A 25,099-nucleotide genomic window follows, 5' to 3' on the forward strand; every position below is an offset into this window, starting at 1 on the left:
AGGCGGGTTCGGCCGCGGCCATGCAGGTGGTCGGCACGAGCTACGCCACGCTGGACGAGCCGATGATCCCGATCTACATCTTCTACTCGATGTTCGGGTTCCAGCGCACCGGCGACCAGTTCTGGGCCGCCGGGGACCAGCTCGCCCGCGGGTTCGTCATCGGCGCCACCGCGGGGCGGACGACGCTCGCCGGCGAGGGCACCCAGCACATGGACGGCCACTCCCCCGTGCTCGCGTCGACGAACCCGGCGTTCGTGCACTACGACCCGGCCTACGCCTACGAGATCCGGCACATCGTCAAGGACGGTCTGCAGCGGATGTACGGCGAGGACCCGCGTGACCCGAACGTCATGTACTACCTCACGGTGTACAACGAGCCGTTGCACCAGCCGGCCGAGCCGGCGGACGTCGACGTCGAGGGCATCCTCCGAGGCATCCACCGCCTCGCCGAGCCAGAGGGGGACGGGCCCCGCGCCCAGCTGCTCGCCTCCGGGGTCGGGGTGCCGTGGGCGTTGCACGCCCGCGAGCTTCTCGCGGACGACTGGGGCGTCCGCGCCGGTGTGTGGTCCGTGACGAGCTGGTACGAGCTGCGCCGGGACGGCCTGGAGGCGAGCAAGCACAACTACCTCCACCCCACCGAGGAACGTCGCGAGGCCTACGTCACGACCAGGCTCCGCGACGTCGGCGGGCCGTACGTCGCCACGAGCGACTTCGAGCACCAGGTGCAGGACTCCATCCGCGAGTGGGTGCCCGGCGACTACTACACGCTCGGTGCCGACGGCTTCGGCTACTCGGACACCCGCGCGGCCGCCCGGCGTCAGCTCTTCATCGACTCCCACTCGATGGCGGTGCGTGCGCTCCAGGCGCTGGCCGACCGCGGCGAGATCGACCGGGACATCCCGCGCCAGGCCATCGAGAAGTACGACCTGTTCAACGTGCGCGCCGGCGAGTCCGGCACCGCGGGCGGCGACGCCTGACGCTCGCTGAGCCACGAAGGCCCCGCCGGATCGCTCCGGCGGGGCCTTCGTCGTCCGTGGTGCTGCGCGGGCTACACGTCGGTCTGCTGATGAGCCGCCTCGACGCGGGCCACCAGCGGCTCCAGCTCGGCGACGACGGCGGCCACCTCGGTGTGACCACGGGCCGTCACGAGGGCGTTGAGGTGGCGGCGGGCGTCGATCGGCCGGGCCGCCTCGACCGCCGCGAGGATCACCTGACGGCCCGCCTCGACGATGTTGTCCTTGGGTGACCAGTGGCCGACGCCGAGCCCGAGACCCTCCGCGGGCAGGCCGGCCTCGCGCAGCATCCGCACGCTCTCCGCCAGCGCGAGGCCCGTCGTCTCCCGCTCGCAGGCACCGGCGAGACGGCGCATCGCCGCCTCGTGATCGTCCGCCAGCGAGAGGCGGCCGAGCTCGACGAGCGCGTACCAGGCCTTCGGGCTGCCGGCGATCTCCTCGGCCAGCGCCCACACGGCCACGTCCGCCGCGCGCTTGGCATCCGAGGGCAGCTGCTCGGCGGTGAGCGGGTCGGCCGGCCCGACCCCGGCCGCCCGGCGGCGCACGAGCTCGGCGAGGGCGCCGAAGGCCGCGACGTCGTTGGGGTCGTTCATGAGCTTGGCACGCAGCCGGTCCTCGGTCGCCGCCCCCTCGGTCCGGGGCACCGCGGAGGGTCGCCGTGCGCCGACCCGGTGGACGGGCCTGCCGCGCGACAGGATGGACCGCAGTCGTTCGAGGAATGCCATGACCCAGACCATATCCGGACTTGAGACTTCACGCGGGGGATGACCGCGACCACCACGTCCCCGGGGCCCGGGGCCCGCGCTCCCGCGGCCCGGGACCGCCGTCCCGGGCGCGCCGCACCCGCTTTGTAGGCATCCGACAAGTCGACCGGCCTATGCTCCGCTGCATGACCGTGAACGAACGCACCGGGCGTGAGGACGGCAGCTCCGAGGTCGTGCGGCGCCTGCGGGGCGGCACCGACATGCTCACCACCGCCACGCTGCGCCGCCTCGACGCCGAGGTGGAGTGGTACCGCCGGCTCACGGCGGAGGACCGTTCCTGGATCGGGCTCGTCGCCCAGGCGGGCATCGGCGCGTTCATCAACTGGTACGAGCGGCCCGCGAAGGGCTCCTACAACGCCCAGGAGATCTTCCGCGTGGCCCCGACCGAACTGACCCGGTCGATCTCGCTGCAGCACACCCTCCAGCTGGTGCGCATCGTCGTCGAGGTGGTGGAGGACAACGCCGTCCAGCTCGCCGAGCCCGGCCAGCAGCGGGACCTGCGCGACGCCGTCCTGCTGTACTCGCGCGAGGTCGCCTTCTCCGCGGCGGAGGTCTACGCCCATGCGGCGGAGACGCGCGGTGCGTGGGACGCCCGGCTCGAGGCGCTCGTGGTGGACTCCCTGGTACGCGGCGTCTCCGACGAGTCGCTGCTCTCGCGCGCCTCGACGCTCGGCTGGTCGGGCCGGGGCACCACCCTGGTGATGGTCGGGCAGGCACCGGCCCGGCTCGACCAGCACCGCACCAGCGAGCTGCGTCGTGCCTGCCAGCGCGTGGCCCCCGACGTGCTGGTGGGCATCCAGGGTGAGCGCCTCGTCGTCGTCCTCGGCGGCGAGGTGGAGCTGCGCGCCGCCGCCGAGTCGCTCCTGCCGCGCTTCGGCGACGGGCCGGTGGTGTTCGGCCCACAGGTGCGGGAGATCGCCGACGCCGGCCGGTCCGCCCGCGCGGCCCTCGCCGGGATCCTGTCCGTGCGTGCCTGGCCGGGCGCCCCCCGCCCCGTCCTCGCCGACGAGCTCCTCCCGGAGCGGATGCTCAACGGCGACCCCCTGGCCCGCCGCACGCTGATCGAGGAGCTCTACCGGCCGCTGCTGGCCGGCGGCGCCGCCCTGGTGCAGACCCTTGACGAGTACCTCGCGCACGGCCGCTCCCTCGAGGGTGCCGCCCGCGGCCTGTACGTGCATCCGAACACGGTTCGCTACCGGCTGCGCCGCATCGGCGAGCTCGTCGGCTGGGACCCCACGGACGCCCGGGAAGGCTACGTGCTCCAGATCGCCCTCGCCGTCGGGCGCCTCGCCGACACAGCCCGCCAGCACAGCGGCGTCTGAGTCGCCCGTCCCGGCGAGCGCGGGTCCCGGGGGTGCCGGACGTCCGGCGGCATTCGGGCACTCGTCGGGCCGGCGACACCCGCGCACCAGTTTTGTAGGTTTCCGACAACCGGCCTCCCGGGAGTTGGTAGGCGTCGTCGCCGCCGGGTACGGCCCCCCGGTTGGCACAGTGGACAGGTGCTTGCCCTCCTCTGCCCTGGACAGGGCGCCCAGACCCCCGGGATGCTCGGCCCCTGGCTCGACGTCCCCGGACTGGCGGACCACCTCGACCGCTACGCGGCCGCCACCGAGCTCGACCTCGTCACGCTCGGCACCACCGCCGATGCCGAGGCGATCCGGGACACCCGGGTGGCCCAGCCGCTGCTCACCGCCGCATCGCTGCTCAGTCTCCGTGCGCTCGACGTCGACCCCGTCCTGGTGGGCGTCACCGCGGGCCACTCGGTGGGCGAGCTCGCCGCGACCGTGGTCGCCGGTGTGCTGAGCGAGGCCGACGCCCTCACCCTCGTGCGCGAGCGCGGCCGGGCGATGGCGGACGCCGCCGCGGTCCGCCCCACCGGGATGAGCGCCGTCATCGGCGGTGATGCCGCCGACGTGGCCGCCACCCTCGCACGCCACGGGCTCACGGCCGCCAACGTCAACGGCGGTGGTCAGGTCGTGGCCGCCGGCACCCGCGAGCAGCTCGACGCCCTCGCCGCCGACCCGCCCGCCCGCGCCCGCGTCATCCCCCTGCAGGTGGCCGGCGCCTTCCACACCGAGCACATGGCCCCCGCCGTCGAACACGTCCGGGCCGTGGCCGCCTCGCTCACCGCCGCGGACCCCGCCCGCACGCTGCTGTCCAACGCCGACGGGAGCGCCGTCACCGCGGGCGCCGCGGCGCTGGAGCGGATCGTCAGGCAGGTCGCGAACCCGGTGCGCTGGGACCTGTGCAGCGAGCAGCTGCTCACCCTCGGCGTGACCGGCGCGGTGGAGCTGTGCCCCGGCGGGGTCCTCACCGGGCTGGCCCGGCGTACGCTGCCCGGGGTCGAGACCGTCGCGCTCAAGAGCCCCGACGACCTGACCGCGGCCCGCGATCTGATCACCCGGCACGGAGGAACCCGATGACCCGCCCCACCCTGCGCGCGGCGCAGCCCGTCCAGCACGCCCGGATCCTCGGGGTAGGTGGGGTGCGCGGCGAGAACGTCGTCGTCAACGACGACGTCGTCGGCCCGATCAACTCCTCCGACGAGTGGATCCGCCAGCGCACCGGGATCATCTCCCGCCGCCGTGCCGCGGAGGGCACCACGGTCGTCGACCTCGCCGAGGGTGCGGCCCGTGCGGCGCTCGACGCCGCCGGGCTGACCAGCGCCGACCTCGGCGCGGTCCTCGTCTCCACCACCACCTGGTTCGAGCAGACACCGTCGCTCGCGGCCGTCCTCGCCGACCGGATCGGTGCGACCCCCGCCGCGGCCTTCGACATCTCCGCCGCCTGCGCCGGCTACGCCTACGGCATCGCCCAGGCCGACGCCCTCGTCCGCGCCGGGACGGCCCGCCACGTGCTCGTCGTCGGCGTGGAGAAGATGTCCGACTTCATCGACCCCACCGACCGCTCGATCAGCTTCCTGCTGGGCGACGGTGCCGGCGCGGTCGTCGTCGGCCCCTCGGACGTCCCCGGGATCGGTCCGACGGTGTGGGGCTCGGACGGCTCCGCGGCGACGATGATCGGGCAGACCCACTCCTGGCTCGACTTCCGCAACGCGGCACCCGAGACGCCGGTGTCGGAGATCGGCTGGCCCACCCTGCGCCAGGAGGGGCCGTCGGTGTACAAGTGGGCCGTCTTCCAGATGACGCCGGTCGCCAAGGAGGCCATCGCGGTCGCCGGCCTGCGGCCGGAGGACATCGACGTGTTCCTGCCGCACCAGGCGAACATGCGCATCATCGACCACATGGTCAAGTACCTCGGCCTTCGCGACGACGTCGTCGTCGCGAAGGACATCGTCGAGACCGGCAACACCTCGGCGGCGTCGATCCCGCTGGCCACCGAGCGCCTGCTGCGCGAGGGGCAGGCGAAGAGCGGCGACATCGCCCTGCAGATCGGCTTCGGCGCAGGCCTGGCCTACGCCGCCCAGGTCGTCGTGCTCCCCTGACACCCGGGGTCCAGCCAGCGTGCCGCGGTGGTGCTGAGCGGCACGCGACCTTCACACTGAGAACCGACAGACGCGTCACCCAACGAAACGGAGTAACACCATGGCTTACAGCGAGCAGGAGATCCTTGCCGGGCTGGCCGAGATCGTCAACGAAGAGACGGGCCTGCCCGTGGAGTCGATCACCGCGGAGAAGTCGTTCACCGACGACCTCGACGTCGACTCCCTGTCGATGATGACGATCGCCACGCTCGCCGAGGAGAAGTTCGACGTCCGGATCCCGGACGAGGAGGTCGGCAACCTCAAGATCGTGCAGGACGCCGTCAACTACATCAGCGGCGCCCAGTCCGCCTGATCCTCCCGCGGCGTCAGCCGCTCTCGCCCGGCGGGCACGATCGCTCGTGCCCGCCGGGCGTGCCTCATCCCGTACGCGCCGCCTCGCGGCCGCCGCAGCCCCTGGAGCACTCATGGCAGGCACCCCCGTCGTCATCACCGGCCTCGGCACCACCAACCCGCTGGGCGGCGACGTCGCCTCGTCGTGGGAGGCGATCCTCGCCGGCCGCTCCGGGGTGCACACCCTCGAGAACGACTGGGTGGAGCGGTACGAGATCCCGGTGAACTTCGCCGGGACCATCGCGGTCCCGACCGAGACGGTGCTCACCCGCCCCGAGACCCGCAAGATGGACCCCTCCGCGCAGTACGCGCTGGTGGCCGCCCGTGAGGCCTGGGCCGACGCCGGTACCCCCGAGGTCGACGGCGACCGGCTCGCGGCCATCGTCGGCACCGGCATCGGCGGCGTCTGGACGATCCTGTCCGCCTGGGACACCGTCAAGGAGAAGGGCGCCCGCCGCGTCCTGCCCATGACCGTGCCGATGCTCATGGCCAACTCCCCCGCCGCGACCGTCTCGATCGCGTTCGGCGCCCGTGCCGGCGCCCACGCCCCCGTCTCCGCCTGCGCCTCGGGCGCCGAGGCGATCGTCCGGGGCGTGGAGATGATCCGCTCCGGCCAGGCCGACGTTGTCATCGCCGGCGGCACCGAGGCCGCCATCCACCCGTTGCCCCTCGCGGCGTTCGCGAAGATGCAGGCGCTTTCCACCCGGTCCGACGACCCGCAGGCCGCCTCGCGCCCCTACGACGTCGACCGGGACGGGTTCGTCATGGGCGAGGGGGCCGGGATCGTGGTGCTCGAGTCCGCGGAGCACGCCGCCGCCCGCGGCGCCCGCGTACACGCCGTCGTCGCGGGGGTCGGCATGACGGCGGACGCGTTCGACGTCGCCCCACCCGACCCGACCGGCTCCGGGCAGGAACGGGCCATGCGCATCGCGCTGGCCGACTCCGGCCTCGCCGCGACGGACATCGTCCACGTCAACGCCCACGCCACGTCCACCCCGGTGGGTGACGGCATCGAGGCCGCCGCCATCCACCGCGTCCTCGGCGACGGCGTCGCGGTCTCCGGCACGAAGTCGATGACCGGGCACCTCCTCGGCGGGGCCGGTTCGCTGGAGACGGTGCTCACCGTCCTCGCGGTGCGTGAGCACCTCGCTCCCCCGACGATCAACGTCGACACCCTCCAGCCGGGTATCGAGATCGACGTCGTCCGTGACACGCCGCGCGAGCTGCCCGCGGGGCAGATCGCCGCGGTCAACAACGCGTTCGGCTTCGGCGGGCACAACGCCGCCATCCTGGTCCGCTCGGCCTGACGGGCTCGATCTCCACACAACCTCCAGACCTCGCTCCGCAGGCGAACCCTCCGCCGCTCCTAGGCTCGGGGCATGACCACCGGGAGCTCCGCCGCGACACTGCTCGTCGTCGAGGACGACGGGACGATCAACCAGGCCCTCACCGACCGGCTGCGCGCCGAGGGCTTCGACGTCGTCCAGGCGTACGACGGCCCCGCCGCGGTCGCCGCGCACGAGGAGCACCGACCCGACCTGGTGGTGCTGGACGTCATGCTGCCCGGCTTCGACGGTGTCGAGGTCTGCCGGCGCATCCAGGCCGCCCGGCCGGTCCCGGTGCTCATGCTCACCGCCCGCGTGGCTGAGACGGACGTGCTCGTCGGGCTCGGGGTCGGGGCGGACGACTACGTCACCAAGCCCTTCCGCATGCGGGAGGTCGTCGCCCGGATCCGGGGCCTGCTCCGGCGGGTCGAACGGGCGCGCGAGCTCGCCGCGACGGGCACCCCCCGGCTCACGGTGGGCGCCGTCGTCATCGACCGGGCGGCGCGGCGGGTGCACGTGGCCCAGGCGGAGGTCCACCTGACCCCGTTGGAGTTCGACCTGCTGCTCGCGCTTGCGGTCACGCCGGGCACGGTGCGCAACCGCGAGGAACTCATGTCGCAGGTGTGGGGCTGGTCCGACGCGAGCGGCACCCGCACGCTCGACAGCCACATCAAGGCCCTGCGCGCCAAGATCGGTGCGGACCTGGTCCGGACCGTGCACGGCGTCGGCTACGCGGTCGAGGCCTGAGCGATGAGCACCTCCACCCGCCGGGACCGGCCGCTGGACGGCATCGCCTCCATCAAGGTGAAGTTCGGCGTGCTCGTCGGGCTCTCCGTGGTGACGGCCGCCCTGGTCTCCGAGATCGGCGGCCGGGCCGGCGTACCCGGGTGGCTCACCGTTCCCGTCACCGTCGCCGCCGCCCTGGGCGTGACCCAGTGGCTCGCCCGGGGAATGACGTCGCCGCTGCGGGAGATGACCGACGCCGCCGCCCGGATGGCGACCGGTGACCGCGCCCGCCGCGTGAGCGACACCTCAGCCGACGAGGTCGGCCGACTGGCCCGGGCGTTCAACACGATGGCCGCGGACCTCGAGGCGTCGGACCAGCAGCGCCGCCAGCTCCTCGCGACCGTCTCCCACGAGCTGCGCACCCCGCTCGCGGCCCAGCAGGCCCTGCTGGAGAACCTCGTCGACGGTGTCGTCCGGCCCGACGACGAGGCGCTGCGGGGCGCGCTGGCCCAGTCCGAGCGGCTCGGGGAGCTGGTGGGCGACCTGCTCGACGTCTCCCGCGCGCAGGCCGGGGCCGTGACGCTGCACCTCGCGCCGGTCCGGGTCGCGACCCTGCTCGAACGGGCCGTGGCCGAGGCACGCGTGGGGGGCCGCGACGTCGGGTTCGAGGTCCGCGTGACCCCGCCGGACCTGACCGTGACCGCCGACGCCGCCCGGCTCGCCCAGGTGGTCGCCAACCTCCTCGACAACGCCGTCCGGCACTCCCCCGCGGGCGCCGTCGTCACGGTCCGCGCCGCCGAGCAAGGCACGGACCGGTGGTCCCTGGACGTGGCCGACGACGGCCCCGGCATCACCCCCGATCAGGCCGAGCAGATCTTCACCCGGTTCTGGACCACCGGCGTGGGAGGCGGCACCGGGCTGGGCCTGGCCATCGCGCGGTGGATCTGCGAGCTGCACGGCGGCACGATCGCCGCGCTCGACCCCGCAGCCGGTGGCGGCGCCCGGATCCGGGCGCTGCTCCCCCGCCACCCGGGGTCGTCGGCCACCCGGACGGCCGAGAGCGCGGCTGCGGTCTCGGCCGACGCACCGGCGGTCCCACCCGCACCCGCGCCCGGGCCCGGGCCCAGCGCCGGTGTCGGCACGAGCCCCCTGGCCGTGACCCCTGGGCCGGGCGAGGGTTCGTTCGTCGAGTCGCTCTTCGGGGGCCGGTGGCCCGGCGCCGAGCCGGCCACCGCGGCCGTCCCCCTCGTTGCGTCCCTCGCCGTGGGCGCCCTGGGCGCCGCCGTGCTGCCGGACCGTGCGATCGGGGTGGGCACGTTCGTGGTGCTGCTGCTCGCCGGCTTGCTGGTGTGGCGGTCTGCCCGGCTGCGCGCCCGGCCGTGGACGATCGTCACCGCGGTGCTGTGCCTCGGTCTCGGCTCGCTGCTCGTGCTGCGCGCCGCCGAGTGGCTCGCGGTCCTCGCGCTGCTGGTGATCGCCGTGCTCGTGACCACCGCGCTGACCGGGGCGCGTGGGCTCGTGCCCATGGTGGCCGGCGCGGCCGCCTGGGTCCTGGCCGCGGTGCGTGGCCTACCGCTGTTGGGCCGCACGCTCACGGCCGCGAGCGGCCACACGCTGCTCTGGCCGGTGGTCCGCACGGCCGCGTTCTCGCTCGTGGTGCTCGTGGTCTTCGGCGGGCTGTTCGCCTCCGGCGACGCCGTCCTCGGCTCGTGGGTGGCCCGCCTCGTCCCGGATCTGTCCTGGGACCCGCTGATCCTGCGCGCCTTCGTCTTCGTCATGATCGCGGGCATCGTGCTCGCCGCCTGCTACCTCGCGCTCAACCCGCCGCCGGTGGAGAACCTGGCCGCACCGGCCCCCCGGCCGGTGGCCCGGGTGTGGGAGTGGCTCGTGCCGGTGGGGATCGTGGTCGCCGTCTTCGTCACGTTCGTGCTCGCGCAGGCGTCGGCGATGTTCGGCGGGGACGACTACGTCCTCCGCGTGGCCGGCATCACCTACGCCGACTACGTCCACCAGGGGTTCGGCCAGCTCACGGTCGCCACCGTGCTGACCCTGGCGACGGTCGCCGTCGCCGTCCGCAAGGCCCCGCACGAGACGGCCCAGGACCGGTTCGTGCTCCGCTTGGTGCTCGGCCTGCTGCTCCTGCTCACCCTGGTGGTGGTCGCCTCGGCGCTCTACCGGATGTCGGTGTACCAGGGCGCCTTCGGCTACACCGTGCTGCGGGTGCTCGTTGACACCTTCGAGTTGTGGCTGGGCCTGCTGGTGGTCCTGGTGATCGTCGCCGGGATCCGGTGGTCCGGCTGGTGGCTGCCACGGGCGGCGCTGGCCTCCGGTGCCACGCTCCTGCTGGCCTTCGGCCTGGTGAACCCCGAGGCCTGGGTGGCGCGCCAGAACATCGAGCGTTTCGACGAGACGGGCAAGATCGACGTCGACTACCTGGCCGGCCTGGGCCCGGACGCACGGCCCGTGATCTTCGAGGGCCTCCACCCGAACCTGGGGGCGTGTGCCCTCGCGACCCGCACGCAGGACGACGCCGCGGACGCACTCTCGTGGAACCTCGGCCGCGTCCGGGCCGCCCAGTACGCCGTGCCGGTGGGCGGCTGCCGGTAGCGGACCCGATCGGTGCCGCGCGAGGTCAGCCCACCCGGTGCAGCCAGCGCACGGGTGCGCCGGCGCCGGCGTAACGGAACGGCTCGAGCTCGTCGTCCCAGGCCTGGCCGAGGGCGAGATCGAGGTCGGCCCGCATGCGGGCCGGGTCGGCCGAGTGCTCGAGCGCTGCGCGGATGCGGTCCTCCGGGACGACCACGTTGCCGTGGACGTCCGTCTGCGCGTGGAAGATCCCGAGCTCGGGGGTGTGCGACCAGCGTCCGCCGTCGCAGCCCGGGCTCGCTTCCTCGGTGATCTCGTAACGCAGGTGGGTCCATCCGCGCAGCGCCGATGCCAGACGCGCCCCCGTGCCCACGGGCCCGGCCCAGGAGAGCTCGGCCCGGAACAGGCCGGCAGCAGCGGGCTGCACGGTCCATTCCATGGTGACCCGAGCATCGAGCACCGTACCTGCCGCCCACTCGATGTGCGGGCACAGTGCACGGGGCGCAGAGTGCACGAAAATGACGCCGCGGGTGCTGGCACCACTCATGTCAACTCCTCCTGATCTTCTCTCGAGGTGCGTCTTCCCCAACGACCTCGTGCGTGACCAGGTGGAACATGTTCACGACGAACAAGGTTCATCATGCCCGAAACGCCGCGACGGCGCCATCTTCGCCCGGGCGCGCCGCAGCCCGAACCTGTCGGCCTCACGGCCCGGTCGGGACCACACGACGGAAGTCCCCCCACCTGGCGGCCGGAATGCGCCATGATGCCGACAGTGGTCGGCACAGGCGCCGGCCCCAGACCCCGGGAGCACGCATGACCATCGTTGTCGGCTACACCACCAGGCCCGAGGGGCGCGCCGCGCTCGAACGCGCCCTCGTCGAGGCCACGGCGCACGGCGAGAGCGTCGTCGTCCTGAACGTCTCCGAGGGAGACGGACGGGCCGACCCCATGCTCGCCTCCGAGGATGACCTCACCGTGGTGCGGGACCGTCTGAACCAGGCCGGCGTGGAGGGCGTCGTGCGACAACTCGTGCGCGGCAAGGACCCGTCCGAGGAGATCGTCACGACCGTCGAGGAGGTGGGAGCCTCACTCGTCGTGATCGGCCTGCGTAAGCGCTCCCCCGTCAGGAAGCTGGTCCTGGGGTCGAACTCGCAGAAGATCCTGCTCAACACCGACGTGCCGGTCCTGGCCGTCAAGGCCTGATACCGGGGCCGTCGCCGACCCGAGCGTGCGGTGGGCCCCGCCGAGCGGCGGGGCCCACGGTCAACGGCGGAGCCGGTCGTCCTAGAACTGCTCGCGGATGGCGCGCATCGCTTCCTTGCGGGTGCTGGTCTCGAGCCGGTCGAGGTAGAGCATGCCGTCCAGGTGGTCGCACTCGTGCTGCAGGCAGCGGGCCATGAGCTCCTCCCCCTCGACGACGACCTTCTTGCCCTCGAGGTCGATCCCTTCGACGCGGGCGTACCAGGCGCGCCTGGTGGGGAACCACAGGCCGGGCACGGAGAGGCAGCCCTCGTCGCCGTCCTGGTACTCCTCCTCCGAGAGCGCGACGATGCGGGGGTTCAGCACATACCCGATCTCGTCGTCGACGTTCCAGGAGAAGGCGCGCAGGCTCACCCCGATCTGGTTCGCGGCGAGCCCGGCCCGCCCGTCGGCGTCGACGGTCTCCAGGAGGTCCTCCACGAGGGAGCGGACACGGTCATCGATGTCGGTGATCTCCTCGCACGAGGTGCGCAGGACGGGATCGCCGACGACTCGGATCTCACGCATGGCCATGCGCCCATAGTTTCACGACCTGGGGGGCCACCGGGAACGTGCCCGCCCTCGCGTCCACCGTGGCGCGGGGAGGTGCTGCCGGCCCCGGTGGCGGCGTCGGCTCCGCCAACCCAGGCTCCCGCTCCGCCGGTGCTCGGCAGGGGCCGACGCGTGTGGCTGCCGTGACGGCACGCACTCAGCCCATGACGAGCGAGACGCCGGCTCCATTCTTGGCGGGCTCGACGGCGGTGAGCTGCGCGGTGAGCCATGCCTCGGGGATCGCCGTCGCGCGGGCGACCTGGATGCTCACCTCGGCCTCGGACAGGCCCGCACCGATGCGCCCGCGCACGACGGCGACCGCTCCGGCGGCCCCGATACGCTCCAGGAGCGGGGTGTACTCCCGGCTCATGTCCGCCGTGAGCTGGCCGACCGGCCGGTCGTCGAGGAGGACCTTGACGGGCGGAGGTCGGCCCGGCACAACCACGTGCCCCGGCACGAGCGTGAGGAACACGGCGCCGGGCAGTTCCTGCTCGAGGAACCGCTGGAGGACGTCGTGGTGGCGGTGCACGCCGGCGACGCGCAGGCTCCGCCCGATCGGTAACTCGACGCCGTGCGCGGGCTCGAGGTTCGCCGGGGCGATGGTGTCGGGCTCCCCGAGGGCGATGGTGACGCGCGCGCTCCAGATGCCGTCGTCGTGACCGGCCTCGATGCGGGCTCGGGTCACGCCGATCCGGCCATGGTCGAGCAGGCGCAGCAGCACCGGGTGGTAGCTCTCGGCGGCGTCGTGCTCCAGGAAACCGACCTGGAGCCCGTCCACGTGCACCGACACGGCGTAGGGGTCGTACGGGTTGGTGCGGTGCGGCACGACGAGGGCGTCGAGGACGATCTCGCCCCCCGACTCCATCCCGTGGCTGGTGCAGATCTCGGCGAACGCGTGCCGCTGGAAGTGCTCACCGATGAGCTCGACGGTGGGGAACTTCGGGCTGCCCCACAACTCGAAGGCGTCACCGGTGACCGTCAGCTCCAAGACCTTCGGCGGCACGGAGTCCACCTGCCCGTCCGGGGTTGCCGGTCTGACGGCCTGCCCATCCCTCTCGACGACGGTTCCCCGCTCCCGTCTCAACAGATCGAGCAAACGCACGGCGACAGCTCCCCTTCCTCGTCATCGAAGAGCACTGCGCCACCCCCGTGGCACCTGACACGATGTCATCCTCACCGAACCGCGTGCAGGACCTTGGTCTTGGTCGGGCAAGCGCGCCGGCGTGCGCCGTCGACCCTTGTCGACGTGCTCCGAGACGGCGCCCTCCCCCGCCCCGGGAGCAAGAACCGCGTGGGCCGGCGGATGAAGAGCCTCGATTCCATAGTGCGAGCCTTGTCCACCAGTGCCCCCGGCGGGGCTTGAACCCGCGACCGACGGATTATGAGTCCGCTGCTCTGACCGGCTGAGCTACAGGGGCGCACTCGGCACGTGCCGAGAACCGGTCAAGCGTACCCGCAGGCCAGGCAGCTACCGTGGACCTCATGATCCTGAGGCGAGGCCGGTACCAGATCCCCAAGGACGTCAGCGACCTGCTGGCCGGAGAGCGCGCGCTCGCCGGCGCCGAACTGGTCGACGGCACCTGGGCCGTCGCCACCGCACGCGCGCTCGTCATCTGCGGCGTACTCGGCACGGCCCGACACCCGTGGCACGAGATCATGAGTGGCAGCTGGGATGGCGCGGCGAAGCAGTTCACCGTGACGTGGGTCGACGGCGCCCGCCGCCCCCTGGCGCTCACGACCCGCTCCGACAGCGTCGAGAGCTTCGCCGCCACCTTGCGCGAGCGGGTGCAGTCCTCCGTCGTACACGCCGAGACGATCGAGGCACCGTCCGGGGCGCGTCTCTCGGCCTACATCCGCCGCGGCGACGACGGCGAGTTGTTCTCCCAGCTCACCGTGAGCGGTAGCCTCCGCGACGCCGAGGACCAGCGCACCGCGGACGAGCTCGAGCGCCGGGCACGAGGGGCTGTGGGACTTCCCACATGACGCCGTGGCTGGCGTTCCGTGGGGCGAGGCACAGCGACTTCTTTGCTAGAGTCTCGTCTCGCGATCCCGCGTAGCTCAATAGGCAGAGCATCCGACTGTTAATCGGACGGTTATTGGTTCGAGTCCAATCGCGGGAGCCACACCACCAAGGCCTCTCACCTGCGGAAGCATGGATGAGGGGCCTTCCGCGTATCCGGCGCGCGCCACACACGTGCCGGATGCGGCGGGGAATCCGACAGCCGCCAGAGCCAACTGCCCATCCAGAGCCCAGACGCCGGACAGGCCTGTCCGTGAGTCTGGCTCCGCGAGAGCGCATCGTCCTCGGACGTCAACGAGTTGGCAGGAGTTCGCGGGCACAGCCCACGTCGCCGTAGGTCAGGGCGAGGTTGTACTCGTCGGTGATCTCGATGTACGTGATCGGGTACTCGCATTGGAACGCCGTGTTTGGCGGCTGCCACTGAGCGGGAGTCTTGTCGCCCTTCGAAGAGTTGGTGGGCCCGTCCACGGCCAGCAGGTAGTCCAGATCGTTGTAGAACGCACGCCGCTCAGGGTCAGTCCACGCGTTCGCACCCAGACGCCATGCCGTCGAGACCGCGACGCCGTGCCCGCCTCCGTGTCCGTATGGACCGCGACCGTCCGGTGCCATGGCGTGGCATGAGTGGGTCTCGACGCTGCTGAGCGGATTCGTGGGATGTGTCGTGGGACTGCTGGGCGTCTTCATCGCCTTCCTGCTGACTTCCCGACGCCAGAGGCGACAGGACCGGGACGACCGGACTGCCACCGATGGTTAACGTGGGCTCCATGATCGAATCAGTGCTCGTTGACGTGTCCCGGGTCGAGCAGTGGCTCAGTCCCGATCTCGTCGAGCATCCTGTCGTCATGCTCGACGTACGGTGGTCGCTCGGCATCACCGATGGCCGCGCGGACTATCGGCGCGGCCACCTGCCGGGGGCCGTCTACGTGGATCTGGACACCGAACTAGCCGGCCCGCCGAGGCCACAGGCAGGCCGACACCCCCTGCCCACGCTCGCGGACCTGCAGGCCGCCGCTCGCCGGTGGGGGGTAACTACGGAATCCATCGTTGTGGCCTACGACGACGCCGGCGCCATGGCGGCCGCACGGGCGTGGTGGCTGCTGCGCTGGGCCGGCCATCACCGAACTTACCTTCTCGACGGCGGGTTGGCGGCGTGGCACGGAGCCGGGTTGCCTATCCACACCGGAGAAGTGCAACCGCTTGTCGGTGATGTGACGCTGATCGGCGGACACCTTCCCGTCCTTGACGCTGACCACGCCGCCCGGTTGCCGCGCACCGGCCTACTGTTCGACGCGCGGGCCGCGGAGCGCTACCGGGGTGAGCATGAACCGATCGACCCACGTGGCGGGCACATCCCCGGTGCGGTAAGCGCGCCGTCGGCGGAGAACCTGCGACCCGGCGGGCAGTTCCGATCCCCCGCCCAGCTGCGTGAGCGGTTTGCGGCGTTGGGTGCCTCTGGCGCGGCACCGATCGGCGTCTACTGCGGCTCGGGGATCACTGCAACTCACCAGATCGCGGCGCTCGCCATCGCAGGTTATCGCAGTGCCCTATACCCTGGCTCGTGGTCGCAGTGGTCGACCGACGCCGATCGACCGGCCGCCATCGGAAGCGAGCCCGGCTGAGGTCGATTGAACCGCCCCAGGTGGGGCCACCTCAGACTGGCATGCTCACGCGGATCTCCTCCTCCCTCGCCACCGAAGGTCGCCATCACGGCCCCGGCTTCGGCGTAGCCGGCCTCTCGGGTGACGAGCATGATCACGCCGAACGAGATCATCGACTCGTGGAAGCACCCAGCATCGATGTGCCCAGGGCCGCCGCGACGATGGGCCGGTGCAGCAGCGCACAGTACCGAATGTGAGGCCGGGCCCCAAGGGTGGTGCTCACCCCGCTGGATCTGCGGCCGGACCGAAGACCGAGCGTAGCGCTTCCCATCGCTCGGCGCGGCAGTAGACCGGGACGAGGTCGCGTGGGACTGCTTGTTCGACGGTCTGGTCACCCACGTGCACGGCTCCGGTCCACACGTCGACCCACTGACCGGCAGGCAGGAACGTGCTCCAGGTCGCGACGGCCGGTTGCGTAACCGGGTGGACGAGCAGGTCGTCACCCAGCAGGAACTCGCCGGGCTGCGTCCACACGGCCGGTTCCTCGGGCCAGTCGAAGAACAACCCCCGCATCAGGGGCCGGTCCGTCTTGATGGTGCATCGTGCCTGCTCGCTCAGGTAGGGCACGAGCCGTTCGCGCAACTCGGCGTAGCGGCGGAAGACGTCGATCACACCGGGGTCGTCGTTGATCTTGGCGACGAACCATGGGGTGCGGTCGCGCAGCGGCAGGCGGTGGTGGTTGAACTCTGAGTGGTACTGCATGACGGGCATGAAGGCCGCCGCTGCCGTCGCGCGGAGGTAGAGCTCGGCGTCGGGCACCGGCCCGGAGAAGCCGGCGAGGTCCCAGCCCCAGTAGACGATCCCGCAGGCCGAGGCCGTGATGCCGGCGGTCACGGAGTGAGCGAAGGCCTCCCAGGTGGAGTCCTCATCGCCTGCCCAGAAGACGCCGTGCGCCTGCGAACCGGTGAATCCGGCCCGGGAGAAGGTCACCGGCGCCTTGCCCGCAGAGCGCAGCAGGTCGCCGAACGCGCGCGCGTAGTGCACCGGGTACAGGTTGTTGCCCTCGTCCCCGCGCCGACCGTCGCCGTAGCGCAGGTCGTGGCCCCAGGCATGCTCGCCACCGTCGGTCTTGAAACCGTCGACGTCCAGGTCCTCGACCAGGTAGCGCCGCTTCTCCGTCCACCAGTCGCGGCCGCGCTGGGTCGACAGGTCGATCATCAGCGACTTGGGGAACCACCAACCACGGTTGTGGTACGGCGAGCCGTCCGCCTCGAGGACCGCGTGCCCACCCGCGACCATGGCCCGGCCGTCCACGAGCACCTGGCTGTCCACCGGGACGTCGGTGCCCAGGTCAACCTCGGTCTTTTGCAGCGGGATCTGCCAGAGGATCACCTTGATCCCGCGATCGTGCAGCTCGTCGATCATTGCCTTCGGGTCGGGCCAGGCGCCGTCCGGCGGGTAGGTGAAGTCACCCGCCCGGTGCGCGGCACCGTCAGGGGTGACGCGGTAGCGGGCGTCGCGGAAGATCGTGATGCCCTGCTCGTCGCTCCACGCCTCGATCACGACCACCCCGACCGGGATCCCGAGGTCGCGGTGGGTGCCCATCCGCTCCCTGACGATCTCCTGCGTGTTCCACTCGTTGCCGGAGGCCCACAGGCGGAAGACCCATGCCGGCAGCTCCTCGGCTCGCCCGACCTCGTCGCCGAAGGCACGCAGCACCTCGTGCGGGGCGCCACGGTAGAGCCCCACGTCGAGCGTCTCGTGCTCCGCACCGCCAAGTTCTGCCTCGACGACCATCTGGTCCGGCCGCGAGGCGCCGACATCGAACCAGGTGCGCCGAGAGGTGCGGACGTGCACTCCCCAGCCAGCGCCGCCGACGACGTGGGCGAACGGCATCGGCAGATAGGTGCGGCCGTGCCTGCCCTGGGACTTGTACTGCTCGAACACGACCGCATCGAGGTGCCGCCCGCGCTGGTCGACGGCGTCGAAACGCTCGCCGAACCCGACGACGTGCTCCTGCGGTTCCAGACGCAGGGCAAAGCGGACCCGGGCCACCCCGCCCGGCGTGCGCAGCCATCGGACGCTTCCCGGGATGAGGCGGTCGTGGTGCGTGCTTCCGTCGAGGGTCAGGTGTCCGCCGTCGGTGTCCCAGACGCCGGCGGCGACCTCGAACCAGGGCGTGGTGTCCTCGTCGTCCGACGACGCCCGCGCGATGAACCGGTACCGATAGACCGACTCGGCGACCACCGGCGGGGAGATGACGGACCAGGCGCCGTCGGCCGCCAGTTGCGTCGCCTGCGCCTCGGCGAGGTGGCCGTCGCCTCCCGCAAGGGCCGCGAGGTCGGTGCCCGATGTGTTCGCTGGCGAGAGCGGGAGGGCTGCCGTCGTCCCCGATGGGTCCTGCCACTCGCAGGTGATCGTGGCGATGTCCGGGGCGGCCACCACGCCGAGGCGGACGGATTGGCCGGCCTCGGGCAGTACCGGCACGCGTTGGTCCGGCGAGGTCGCGTACGGGTGCTCGATGCCGTAGGGCACGTGCCGGACAAGGCGCGCCCGGGTAAGCGCGGACGGGGCTGCGTCCAGTGAGGTCATCGATCTGGCCCTTCGGGAAGGAGGCCGAGCTCGTCGGCGAGGATGAGGAACATGCCGTGGGACCACAGCAGGGGTGAGGCGACCTCGCCCCAGCGCTCGATCCATTCGGGCCGGTGGTCGGGGTGGAGGAGGTGGTCGGGGACCTGCTCGGGAAGGTCCCCGTTCGGGTCAGCGTGGTCGGCGACCCAGCGCAGGTTCCGCAGGGCGCCCGGGCGGTCGCCCGCGACCGCCCGGTTCCAGCCGAGCAGGCAGGCGAGCAGCAGCCACTGGCCGCCGCCGTAGAACACGTCGGCCCGGAACCGGTGCACGCCGCCGCCGACCTCGAGGTCGCGGGTGATGGCGGCCAGGGTCGACTCGGCCAGTGCGGATCCCTGGTCGATCAGCCCGAAGGGGACGATGCAGGCTGCCAGCGAGGCGTCGACCTGTGTGGAGCCGAGCCACTTGGCCAGGTGCGGGGAAGCGGGGTCGGCTGCGCGGCCCGTCGTGGTGCCCTGCAGCATGACTCGTGCCTGCACCGCGTGAGCAGTTCCCGTCGCGGCGACCCTTCGCGCCTCGTCGAGGACCTTTCCGTGACCGACGGCTGTCAGCCCGGCGTAGATCGCGCCGAGTGACGACACGTGCCGCTCCTCGACGTGCTCCTCCCACCAGTCGTAGCACGGGCGGTCCCAGAAGGTCATGAGGTAGTCGACGGCCACCTCGATGCCGGTGCGCCACCGCTCGAGGTCGAGGCCGTGGCGGCGGGCGTGCTGGACGACGGACCAGAGCCAGGTGCCATAGCCGTCGGTCTGGAAGTCCCACCAGGGGTCGGAGCCGGCCTCACCGTCGAGGGTGAAGCGCGTGGGCAGCATGCGGGCCAGGGGGATGTCCCGGTTCGCGGCGGCATCGCGGCACAACTCGGCGACGCCTGCGCCGCGGTCGGCAAGGACGGATGCGACCCAGTCGTGGAAGCGTGACGCGGAGGTGGTGTCGCCGTAGCGCGAGATCCCTTCGGCGGTGAAGGCACCGTCGCGCAGCCACGCGTAGCCACGGTATGCCGAGAAGGTCGGGGAGGCGGGATACGCGCCACCGGGGTGCTGGTGCGAGGTGATCACCCGGTGGCTCTGCCTCGCGAGGTCGGCGATGTGGCCGAGGTCGGACGCGGAGGTCATTGCGGTCTCGCAGTCGGTGGTGGGTCTGAATAGGGGCCCAGTTGGTGGACGGGACCGGTGGTGTGCCGGTCCCGCCCCGAGCAGTCAGCCGAGCAGGGCGTCGACGCGCGTGGCTGCGTCGTTGAGGGCCTGCTCCACGCTCTTGCGTCCCGCTGCCGCGTTGCCGAGCTCTTCGCCGACGATGTCCGTCATCTCCTGCTGGGAGGCGATGACGGGGGGCAGGACGGTGGCGTCGAGGGAGTCGAAGACGGCCTGACGGTTGGCGGGCGGGGTCACGTCGAGGTAGGTGGCGAGCTTGGCCGTGTCCGAGATCGGCGGGAGCTCCCATGACGCGGCGAGGCGGGTAGTGACCATCGCGTCCGAGCTCGTGAGGAAGGTGATCCACTTCTGGGCCGCCTCCTTCTTATCGCTCTTGGCGGAGACGACGACACCGTTGGTGAACATCGCGGACGCCTTCTGCGTGTTGCCCGGCTCGACGGCGACGTCCCAGCCGAGCCCGCTCACCTCAGACAGCCCGCTGAACTGCCAGATGCCGTTGACCCACATCGCGAGCTTGCCGGTCTTGAACAGGTTGGTGTCGTAGTCGGGTGTGCCGGCACCGTCGGCCTCGGTCGGCATGATCGTTCCGGCCTTGGACGTCAACCAGGTGGCGGCCTCGACACCTGCCGGGCTGTTGAAGGTCGCCTTGGTCTGGTCGGCGTTGAAGAACTCGCCACCCGACTGTGCAAGGGCCTTGTAGAACTCGTAGAAGGAGACGGGCTGGTAGTAGCCCCATACCCCGGTGTCCTTGTTGGTCAGCTTGTCGGCCGCGGCCTGGGCGTCCGCCCACGTCCAGTCCGGTGTCGGGTAGGCGACCCCGGCCGCGTCGAACAGGGCCTCGTTGTAGAAGAGCACGACGTTGGAGAAGGACTCCGGCAGCCCGTACTGGGCGCCGTCGGCCGAGAACGCGTCCAGGAGCGACGGCGTGTACAGGGCCGCATCGACACCACTCAGCGTCGCCAGGGAACCGTTGGCGGCGTAGGTGACGAAGTTCTCGTAGTTGAGCTCGAACGCGTCTGCCGCGGTTCCCCCGGCGACGGCGGTCTGCAGCTTCGTGAAGTAGTCCGCATACGGGATGGTCTCGACGTTGACGGTGACGGTGGGATTGTCGGCCTCGAAGGCCTTGACGATCGCCGCAAGGCTCTCCTCCTGACCGCCGTTGGCCGAGAAGTTCATGTAACTGATGGTCACCGCGTTGTCCGTGGCTGTCGCCGCGGGCGCGGGGTCGTCCTTCGTCGCAGATCCCTGGCCGCAGGCCGCCAGGGTGAGCGCCAGAGCGGCCCCGATGGCGATGGCCCCGGCTGTCCGCGACCGTCGGATGATCGTGCTGCGCTGCATGAGTTCTTCCTTTCGTGGTGGACGGCGGAGCGCCGGCCGGAGGGGGGCTACTTGAGACCTGTGTGAGCGAGCCCGGCGATGATGTGCCGCTGAGCGAGCAGGTAGACGAGGGCGATGGGCACGATCGAGACGACCGAGCCGGCCATGACCACATCCCAGTCGGTGGTGAACTGACCCTTCAAGGTCGCCAGACCGAGAGGCAGCGTCATCAGCTCGGGCGAGCGGATGACGACCAGCGGCCAGAGGAAGCTGTTCCAGCTGGACATGAACGCGAACACGGCAAGGGTCGCCAGCGCGGGACGGATGAGCGGAACGATGATCGTGGCGAAGATGCGCAAGTGCCCGGCACCGTCGATCGTTGCGGCCTCGTCGAGCTCACGCGGCACACCCTCAATGGCCTGTTTGAGCAGGAAGATCCCAAAAGCCGAGGCGATGGACGGCGCGAGCAACGAGAAGTAGGTGTCGTTGACCTGCAGGCGCGTCATCTCGATGAAGAGCGGGACGACGAGAACCTGCAACGGGATCATCAGCGTCGCCAGGTAGAGGCCGAAGACGATGTCCTTGCCGCGAAACCTCATCCGGGCGAACGCATAGGCGGCCATCGACCCCGTGACGAGCTGAAGCACCGTCGTCGCCACGGCGACCCCGAAGGAGTTCGCGACGATGCGCAGCATCGGCAACGCGTCGAACAGCGTGCGGTAGGCGTCAAGGGTCGGGTCCTTGACGATCAGGGTCGGCCCGCCCGCGAGCGACCCGCGCGGCGTGATCGAGGTGATGACGGTCCACGCGAAGGGGAAGAGCATCGCTACGGCGCCGAGCGTGATGCCGAGGTAGAGGGCCGGCTTGCGCCATCGGATCGGGCGTCGCCGCGCACCGACAGGCACCACGGGCGTCGACCTCGTGGCGGTCAGCGGTTCAGGCATAGTTCACCCACCGGCGCTGGCCGCGCAGCTGGAGCGCGGTGATGAGCAGGATCACGACGAAGAGCAGCCACGAGAGTGCGGAGGCCTCACCGGCTCGTCCGTACCGGAACGTCAGGTCGTAGATCTGCCCGACGACGACCTGGCTCGACCCTGCGGGTCCGCCGCCCGTCATCACGTACACCTGGTCGAAGACCTGGAACCCGTTGATCAACGAGATCACCAGCACGAAGAAGGTCGAGGGTGAGAGCAGCGGAAGAGTGATGAGACGGAACCGTTGCCAGGCGTTCGCACCATCGACCCAGGCGGCCTCCTGGACATCGGCGGGGACGGCCTGCAGCCCCGCCAGCAGGATCACCATGACGAAGCCCAGGTCCTTCCATGCCGAGGCGAGGATCACCGACGCCATCGACCAGGCCGGGTCGGTCCACCAGCCTGGCTGTGGCAGGTGCAGCAGGCCGAGCGTGGTGTTGACGATCCCGTTGTTCGGGTTGAGCAACCACTGCCACACGAGGGCCACCACGACCCAGCTGGTCACCACGGGAAGGAAGTACGCGGCGCGGAAGAAGTTGCGCCCGCGGAAGGCCCGGTTGAGCACCATGGCCAGGCCGAGGCCGCCCACGTAGACCAGCGGCAGGTATCCACCGATGTACAGCAGGGTGTGGCCGAAGGCCCGGCGAGTGGCGGCCGCCGCGAGCAGCGAGGCGTAGTTCTCCAGGCCCACCCACTTCATGGGTGAGATGAGGTTCCAGCTGTGCAGACTGACCCACAGCGACCCGACCATCGGGACGAGTGTGAAGAGGACCAGCGGGATCGCACTCGGCAGCAAGAAGACGATCACCCAGACGCCGTTCCGGCGGCGGCTGACTCGGCGAGGTGTTCCCGGGCGGCGGACGTCCGACAACCCGAGTACGGGGACGCTCGCGACGGAAGGGAGCTGCGTCATGGTCACCGCCTCGCTGCTTCCGACGGCGTTCCCACACCGGCGTGGAGACGCTCCCGAACCAGGCGCCCCTGGTCGCCCGCCGTGCCGCTCGCGTCGAACGGGGTCGCGAGCACCAGTGCCGCCGCGCCCAGGGCCCACTTGTCCTCGGCCCACGGCTCGATCAGGAAGGGGATATCGCGTTTGGCCACCATGAGATGGCCACGAAACGACGGGCCGAAGCCGGGCTCCCAGTGCTGCCAGGCGTCGATACCCTCCCCGAGCAGCACGACTACCTCGGGGTCGACGGTGTGCACCACACCGGCAAGAGCACGACCGAGCAGCACACCGGCCTCGCGGTAGATCTCGAGCGCGTCGCGGTCACCACGCTCGGCGGCCTGCCTCAACCCGGCCGACGTGCCATCGGGACCCACGACCCCTCGATCCATGGCCTGCGCGAGCAAGGCGGCGTCTCCGATGTACGCCTCGAGGCACCCGCGGGAGCCACAGCCACACAGCGGACCATCGACGGTCATCGGGAGGTGGCCGACCTCGCCGGCCCCACCCGAGGCACCACGGTAGATGGCACCGTCGATCACGATCCCGCAGCCGATGCCGCGTCCGATCGTCACGACGAGGTAGGAGCCGAGATCGCGCCCGGACCCGTAGAGCTGCTCGGCGACGGCAAGAGTGTTCACGTCGTTCTCGACGAGGACCGGCACCCCGAGCGTGCGGCGCAGGATCGCCCCCACGTGGACGTCCGACCACCCCAGCGTGGGTGCCTCCACGACGCCCGAGGCCTGGGAGTCGACGGATCCAGGGATCCCCACCCCGATCCCAAGAAGGTGGCCGGAGCGGTCACCCATCGCAGATCCGAGGATGCGGACCAGCGCATCGAGAGCGTCGGGCGCACTCGGGTCGAATGGGTAGGAGGTCGAACTGCGCATCGTCCCGTCCAGCTCGACGTCCACGATCGCCACATGGTCGGCCGTCACCTTCGCACCGAGAACACCGCCGGCCGACCGGACCAGACCGAGCAGCCTGCCCGGACGCCCCCCGTTGGAGGGGGCATGGTCGAGCTCGACGACCAGACCCCGGGCGATCAGGTCCTTGGTGATCTGGGTCAGCGTCGCGGGGCTGACGTCCAGGGCACGAGCGACGTCGGCCCGCGACGTGGGACCGCGGGTGCCGAGGAGCCCGAGCATCGCGGAAGGCACGACATCACCGCGGACTGCTGGGCGGGTAGTACCAGGCATCGAACTCCTTCGTTCGGTACTTCCTTTAGTCGCAAAGTAACAGCGATTGAGCGCCACAGTCAAGCTCCCCTCGGTACTCGTGCGCGGGAACTATCCGAGTGGACCGTTCCGGGTCTAGTGGACACGGTGCGGCTCGGTGAGGGACCCCGTAACGAGGGAACGGATCATGGGCGGTCGATGACCAACTTGAAGCAGAACTTCACCTGCTCCGCCGTCCAAACCATGTCGTTGGGTCCCTTGTTGCCCTTCTCCAGGATGTCGTCGACCAGCTTCTGGCACATGGGAAGCGTCAGCTGGTTCAGCCGAACGTTGCCAAGGGCGGGGATCACGTGGTTGCCGAGGGTGCGTTCGTAGTCGTCCACGGTCTGGGGCCGGATCGGCGCGTTCGGCCAGCGCGAGCACACCCGCAGCTCGTCGATCCACTGCCGGGCGGCCTTTCCGACCTTGTCATCCGGCTTGAGGTCCGCGGATCCCTTCGACGCGTTCAGCAGCACCTCGATCTCGGCCTGGATCGCCAGGCGCGCCTCCTGGGCGGTCTTGCGGCTGCGGGAGAGCTCGGTTGCCGAACCGTCGAGCAGCCGGATTCGCACACGCGCCTGGTGGCTCCCACTCTTGTGCGTCGTGATGAAGATTTCGCCGTGCTCGCCTGGCTTCAGCGGCTGGTAGGCCACGGTGATCACCAGCCCGAGTCGGAGTCGCCGCCGGTCTCGGCGGCGTCCGCGTCGTGCTTTGCCAGCCATGTCCGCACCTCGGAGTCCTCGAAGTACAGGTGCCGACCGATGCGGTACGCCCGGGGGGCGGTCCCACGCGTTCGCCACGTGTGGACCGTGGCCGGCGTCGTGTGGACCTTCGCGCACAGCTCGTCGAGGGTCCACATCGGGGTGCGGTCCAGCGGGGTGTTGGTGTGTTCGTTCATGCACCGTAGGTGCGCGCCCGGCACCGGGCGCCCTCGGCAATCGTGGGCACGCGCAGTCAGCGCTGGGATGCCTACGCGTGCACTCTCGCGTGCATTCATGGGGGGTCACCGCCTTACCGTCGGTGTCCTTCCCGGAATGCCGAAGGCCGCTGACCAGGGGTTATACCCCGATCAGCGGCCTCCCAGGAGTGGAGCTAGGGGGATTCGAACCCCCGACCTTCTCATTGCGAACGAGACGCGCTACCAACTGCGCCATAGCCCCAGGTGAGCATGAAGAGAGTAGCACCGGGCTAGGGGCCGCTGCGAA

At 71.1% G+C, this 25,099-nt stretch carries 24 protein-coding genes and 3 tRNA genes; 12 read left to right on the forward strand and 15 right to left on the reverse strand.

All coding sequences use genetic code 11. The features are described from left to right. Positions 1-977 (forward strand): transketolase-like TK C-terminal-containing protein (locus tag ACYC1Z_RS05910; RefSeq protein ID WP_461408609.1); only part of this gene is annotated, 977 nt, incomplete at its 5' end. Positions 978-1,048: 71 nt separating this feature from the next. Here the strand turns inward: ACYC1Z_RS05910 and ACYC1Z_RS05915 are convergent. Beyond that, the gene (locus ACYC1Z_RS05915) at positions 1,049-1,738 is read right to left on the reverse strand and encodes a hypothetical protein (protein ID WP_461408610.1); all 690 of its coding nucleotides are present in this window, start codon (positions 1,736-1,738) and stop codon (positions 1,049-1,051) included. 164 nt (positions 1,739-1,902) lie between these two features. Between ACYC1Z_RS05915 and ACYC1Z_RS05920 the strand changes: the two genes are divergently transcribed. The 7 genes from ACYC1Z_RS05920 to ACYC1Z_RS05950 all read left to right on the forward strand — a co-directional run bounded on the left by ACYC1Z_RS05920 (position 1,903) and on the right by ACYC1Z_RS05950 (position 10,270). After that, the gene (locus tag ACYC1Z_RS05920) at positions 1,903-3,099 is read left to right on the forward strand and encodes a PucR family transcriptional regulator (protein WP_461408611.1); all 1,197 of its coding nucleotides are present in this window, start codon (positions 1,903-1,905) and stop codon (positions 3,097-3,099) included. A gap of 177 nt (positions 3,100-3,276) precedes the next feature. Continuing rightward, the gene (locus tag ACYC1Z_RS05925; RefSeq protein ID WP_461408612.1) at positions 3,277-4,200 is read left to right on the forward strand and encodes an ACP S-malonyltransferase; all 924 of its coding nucleotides are present in this window, start codon (positions 3,277-3,279) and stop codon (positions 4,198-4,200) included. Then, entirely contained in the window at positions 4,197-5,222 is a 1,026-nt protein-coding gene (locus tag ACYC1Z_RS05930) for a beta-ketoacyl-ACP synthase III (protein WP_461408613.1), read from the forward strand. Before ACYC1Z_RS05925 ends, ACYC1Z_RS05930 begins: the two co-directional genes overlap by 4 nt. Before the next feature lie 100 nt (positions 5,223-5,322). Next, on the forward strand, positions 5,323-5,574 hold the full coding sequence (locus ACYC1Z_RS05935; protein WP_461408614.1) for an acyl carrier protein: 252 nt from the start codon (positions 5,323-5,325) through the stop codon (positions 5,572-5,574). A gap of 112 nt (positions 5,575-5,686) precedes the next feature. After that, complete coding sequence (locus ACYC1Z_RS05940; protein ID WP_461408615.1) at positions 5,687-6,919, forward strand: beta-ketoacyl-[acyl-carrier-protein] synthase family protein; 1,233 nt, start codon at positions 5,687-5,689, stop codon at positions 6,917-6,919. A 72-nt stretch (positions 6,920-6,991) separates the two neighbouring features. Beyond that, the gene (locus ACYC1Z_RS05945) at positions 6,992-7,684 is read left to right on the forward strand and encodes a response regulator (protein ID WP_461408616.1); all 693 of its coding nucleotides are present in this window, start codon (positions 6,992-6,994) and stop codon (positions 7,682-7,684) included. A gap of 3 nt (positions 7,685-7,687) precedes the next feature. Further along, positions 7,688-10,270 carry a DUF4153 domain-containing protein gene (locus tag ACYC1Z_RS05950; protein ID WP_461408617.1) on the forward strand — a complete coding sequence of 861 codons (2,583 nt, stop codon included), beginning with the start codon at positions 7,688-7,690 and terminating at the stop codon, positions 10,268-10,270. Positions 10,271-10,295: 25 nt separating this feature from the next. On the opposite strand, the gene ACYC1Z_RS05955 is transcribed toward ACYC1Z_RS05950, so the two are convergent. Further along, positions 10,296-10,796, reverse strand: coding sequence for a DUF3145 domain-containing protein (locus tag ACYC1Z_RS05955; RefSeq protein WP_461408618.1), 501 nt, complete (start codon positions 10,794-10,796; stop codon positions 10,296-10,298). Between the two features lie 269 nt (positions 10,797-11,065). Here ACYC1Z_RS05955 and ACYC1Z_RS05960 point away from each other — a divergent pair, with 269 nt between their 5' ends. After that, a complete protein-coding gene (locus ACYC1Z_RS05960; protein WP_461408619.1) occupies positions 11,066-11,455 on the forward strand; it encodes a universal stress protein in 390 nt (129 codons plus the stop codon). 81 nt (positions 11,456-11,536) lie between these two features. On the opposite strand, the gene def is transcribed toward ACYC1Z_RS05960, so the two are convergent. The 3 genes from def to ACYC1Z_RS05975 form a co-directional block, all read right to left on the reverse strand. Next, positions 11,537-12,025 carry a peptide deformylase gene (gene def, locus ACYC1Z_RS05965; RefSeq protein WP_461408620.1) on the reverse strand — a complete coding sequence of 163 codons (489 nt, stop codon included), beginning with the start codon at positions 12,023-12,025 and terminating at the stop codon, positions 11,537-11,539. A gap of 175 nt (positions 12,026-12,200) precedes the next feature. Then, on the reverse strand, positions 12,201-13,046 hold the full coding sequence (locus ACYC1Z_RS05970; protein WP_461408621.1) for a hypothetical protein: 846 nt from the start codon (positions 13,044-13,046) through the stop codon (positions 12,201-12,203). Positions 13,047-13,387: 341 nt separating this feature from the next. Beyond that, positions 13,388-13,461, reverse strand: a tRNA-Ile gene (locus ACYC1Z_RS05975). 64 nt (positions 13,462-13,525) lie between these two features. Between ACYC1Z_RS05975 and ACYC1Z_RS05980 the strand changes: the two genes are divergently transcribed. After that, the gene (locus ACYC1Z_RS05980; RefSeq protein ID WP_461408622.1) at positions 13,526-14,026 is read left to right on the forward strand and encodes a hypothetical protein; all 501 of its coding nucleotides are present in this window, start codon (positions 13,526-13,528) and stop codon (positions 14,024-14,026) included. Between the two features lie 64 nt (positions 14,027-14,090). Continuing rightward, positions 14,091-14,166 (forward strand) — tRNA-Asn (locus ACYC1Z_RS05985). Positions 14,167-14,354: 188 nt separating this feature from the next. On the opposite strand, the gene ACYC1Z_RS05990 is transcribed toward ACYC1Z_RS05985, so the two are convergent. Then, entirely contained in the window at positions 14,355-14,672 is a 318-nt protein-coding gene (locus ACYC1Z_RS05990; RefSeq protein ID WP_461408623.1) for a hypothetical protein, read from the reverse strand. Positions 14,673-14,827: 155 nt separating this feature from the next. Between ACYC1Z_RS05990 and ACYC1Z_RS05995 the strand changes: the two genes are divergently transcribed. Next, on the forward strand, positions 14,828-15,682 hold the full coding sequence (locus ACYC1Z_RS05995) for a sulfurtransferase (protein ID WP_461408624.1): 855 nt from the start codon (positions 14,828-14,830) through the stop codon (positions 15,680-15,682). Between the two features lie 258 nt (positions 15,683-15,940). Here the strand turns inward: ACYC1Z_RS05995 and ACYC1Z_RS06000 are convergent, their stop codons facing one another. From ACYC1Z_RS06000 to ACYC1Z_RS06040, 9 genes are all read right to left on the reverse strand, one after another. Further along, complete coding sequence (locus ACYC1Z_RS06000) at positions 15,941-18,253, reverse strand: glycoside hydrolase family 31 protein (protein ID WP_461408625.1); 2,313 nt, start codon at positions 18,251-18,253, stop codon at positions 15,941-15,943. Then, a complete protein-coding gene (locus ACYC1Z_RS06005) occupies positions 18,250-19,401 on the reverse strand; it encodes a glycoside hydrolase family 15 protein (protein ID WP_461408626.1) in 1,152 nt (383 codons plus the stop codon). Before ACYC1Z_RS06005 ends, ACYC1Z_RS06000 begins: the two co-directional genes overlap by 4 nt. Positions 19,402-19,485: 84 nt before the next feature. After that, a complete protein-coding gene (locus tag ACYC1Z_RS06010; RefSeq protein ID WP_461408627.1) occupies positions 19,486-20,778 on the reverse strand; it encodes an ABC transporter substrate-binding protein in 1,293 nt (430 codons plus the stop codon). Positions 20,779-20,825: 47 nt separating this feature from the next. Then, positions 20,826-21,701, reverse strand: a complete 876-nt coding sequence (locus tag ACYC1Z_RS06015; protein WP_461408628.1) for a carbohydrate ABC transporter permease — start codon at positions 21,699-21,701, stop codon at positions 20,826-20,828. Continuing rightward, positions 21,694-22,644 (reverse strand): carbohydrate ABC transporter permease, encoded by a 951-nt coding sequence (locus ACYC1Z_RS06020; protein WP_461408629.1) that lies wholly within the window; start codon positions 22,642-22,644, stop codon positions 21,694-21,696. Before ACYC1Z_RS06020 ends, ACYC1Z_RS06015 begins: the two co-directional genes overlap by 8 nt. 2 nt (positions 22,645-22,646) lie before the next feature. Beyond that, the gene (locus ACYC1Z_RS06025) at positions 22,647-23,876 is read right to left on the reverse strand and encodes an ROK family protein (RefSeq protein WP_461408630.1); all 1,230 of its coding nucleotides are present in this window, start codon (positions 23,874-23,876) and stop codon (positions 22,647-22,649) included. Positions 23,877-24,040: 164 nt separating this feature from the next. Then, a complete protein-coding gene (locus ACYC1Z_RS06030) occupies positions 24,041-24,556 on the reverse strand; it encodes a tyrosine-type recombinase/integrase (protein ID WP_461408631.1) in 516 nt (171 codons plus the stop codon). Further along, a complete protein-coding gene (locus ACYC1Z_RS06035) occupies positions 24,553-24,792 on the reverse strand; it encodes a helix-turn-helix transcriptional regulator (RefSeq protein WP_461408632.1) in 240 nt (79 codons plus the stop codon). The genes ACYC1Z_RS06030 and ACYC1Z_RS06035 overlap by 4 nt, the downstream gene beginning before the upstream one ends. Before the next feature lie 189 nt (positions 24,793-24,981). Continuing rightward, positions 24,982-25,054: transfer RNA gene (locus ACYC1Z_RS06040), tRNA-Ala, on the reverse strand. Between the last annotated feature and the right edge of the window lie 45 nt (positions 25,055-25,099).

The organism is Georgenia sp., from assembly GCF_054605595.1.

Bases quoted from the DNA above. Each gene is read 5' to 3' on its own strand.
- ACYC1Z_RS05915 (WP_461408610.1), bottom strand. From the start codon at position 1,738: ATGGCATTCCTCGAACGACTGCGGTCCATCCTGTCGCGCGGCAGGCCC.
- ACYC1Z_RS05920 (WP_461408611.1), top strand. From the start codon at position 1,903: ATGACCGTGAACGAACGCACCGGGCGTGAGGACGGCAGCTCCGAGGTC.
- ACYC1Z_RS05930 (WP_461408613.1), top strand. From the start codon at position 4,197: ATGACCCGCCCCACCCTGCGCGCGGCGCAGCCCGTCCAGCACGCCCGG.
- ACYC1Z_RS05935 (WP_461408614.1), top strand. From the start codon at position 5,323: ATGGCTTACAGCGAGCAGGAGATCCTTGCCGGGCTGGCCGAGATCGTC.
- ACYC1Z_RS05940 (WP_461408615.1), top strand. From the start codon at position 5,687: ATGGCAGGCACCCCCGTCGTCATCACCGGCCTCGGCACCACCAACCCG.
- ACYC1Z_RS05945 (WP_461408616.1), top strand. From the start codon at position 6,992: ATGACCACCGGGAGCTCCGCCGCGACACTGCTCGTCGTCGAGGACGAC.
- ACYC1Z_RS05950 (WP_461408617.1), top strand. From the start codon at position 7,688: ATGAGCACCTCCACCCGCCGGGACCGGCCGCTGGACGGCATCGCCTCC.
- ACYC1Z_RS05955 (WP_461408618.1), bottom strand. From the start codon at position 10,796: ATGAGTGGTGCCAGCACCCGCGGCGTCATTTTCGTGCACTCTGCGCCC.
- ACYC1Z_RS05960 (WP_461408619.1), top strand. From the start codon at position 11,066: ATGACCATCGTTGTCGGCTACACCACCAGGCCCGAGGGGCGCGCCGCG.
- def (WP_461408620.1), bottom strand. From the start codon at position 12,025: ATGGCCATGCGTGAGATCCGAGTCGTCGGCGATCCCGTCCTGCGCACC.
- ACYC1Z_RS05980 (WP_461408622.1), top strand. From the start codon at position 13,526: ATGATCCTGAGGCGAGGCCGGTACCAGATCCCCAAGGACGTCAGCGAC.
- ACYC1Z_RS05990 (WP_461408623.1), bottom strand. From the start codon at position 14,672: ATGGCACCGGACGGTCGCGGTCCATACGGACACGGAGGCGGGCACGGC.
- ACYC1Z_RS05995 (WP_461408624.1), top strand. From the start codon at position 14,828: ATGATCGAATCAGTGCTCGTTGACGTGTCCCGGGTCGAGCAGTGGCTC.
- ACYC1Z_RS06000 (WP_461408625.1), bottom strand. From the start codon at position 18,253: ATGACCTCACTGGACGCAGCCCCGTCCGCGCTTACCCGGGCGCGCCTT.
- ACYC1Z_RS06005 (WP_461408626.1), bottom strand. From the start codon at position 19,401: ATGACCTCCGCGTCCGACCTCGGCCACATCGCCGACCTCGCGAGGCAG.
- ACYC1Z_RS06010 (WP_461408627.1), bottom strand. From the start codon at position 20,778: ATGCAGCGCAGCACGATCATCCGACGGTCGCGGACAGCCGGGGCCATC.
- ACYC1Z_RS06015 (WP_461408628.1), bottom strand. From the start codon at position 21,701: ATGCCTGAACCGCTGACCGCCACGAGGTCGACGCCCGTGGTGCCTGTC.
- ACYC1Z_RS06020 (WP_461408629.1), bottom strand. From the start codon at position 22,644: ATGACGCAGCTCCCTTCCGTCGCGAGCGTCCCCGTACTCGGGTTGTCG.
- ACYC1Z_RS06025 (WP_461408630.1), bottom strand. From the start codon at position 23,876: ATGCCTGGTACTACCCGCCCAGCAGTCCGCGGTGATGTCGTGCCTTCC.
- ACYC1Z_RS06035 (WP_461408632.1), bottom strand. From the start codon at position 24,792: ATGAACGAACACACCAACACCCCGCTGGACCGCACCCCGATGTGGACC.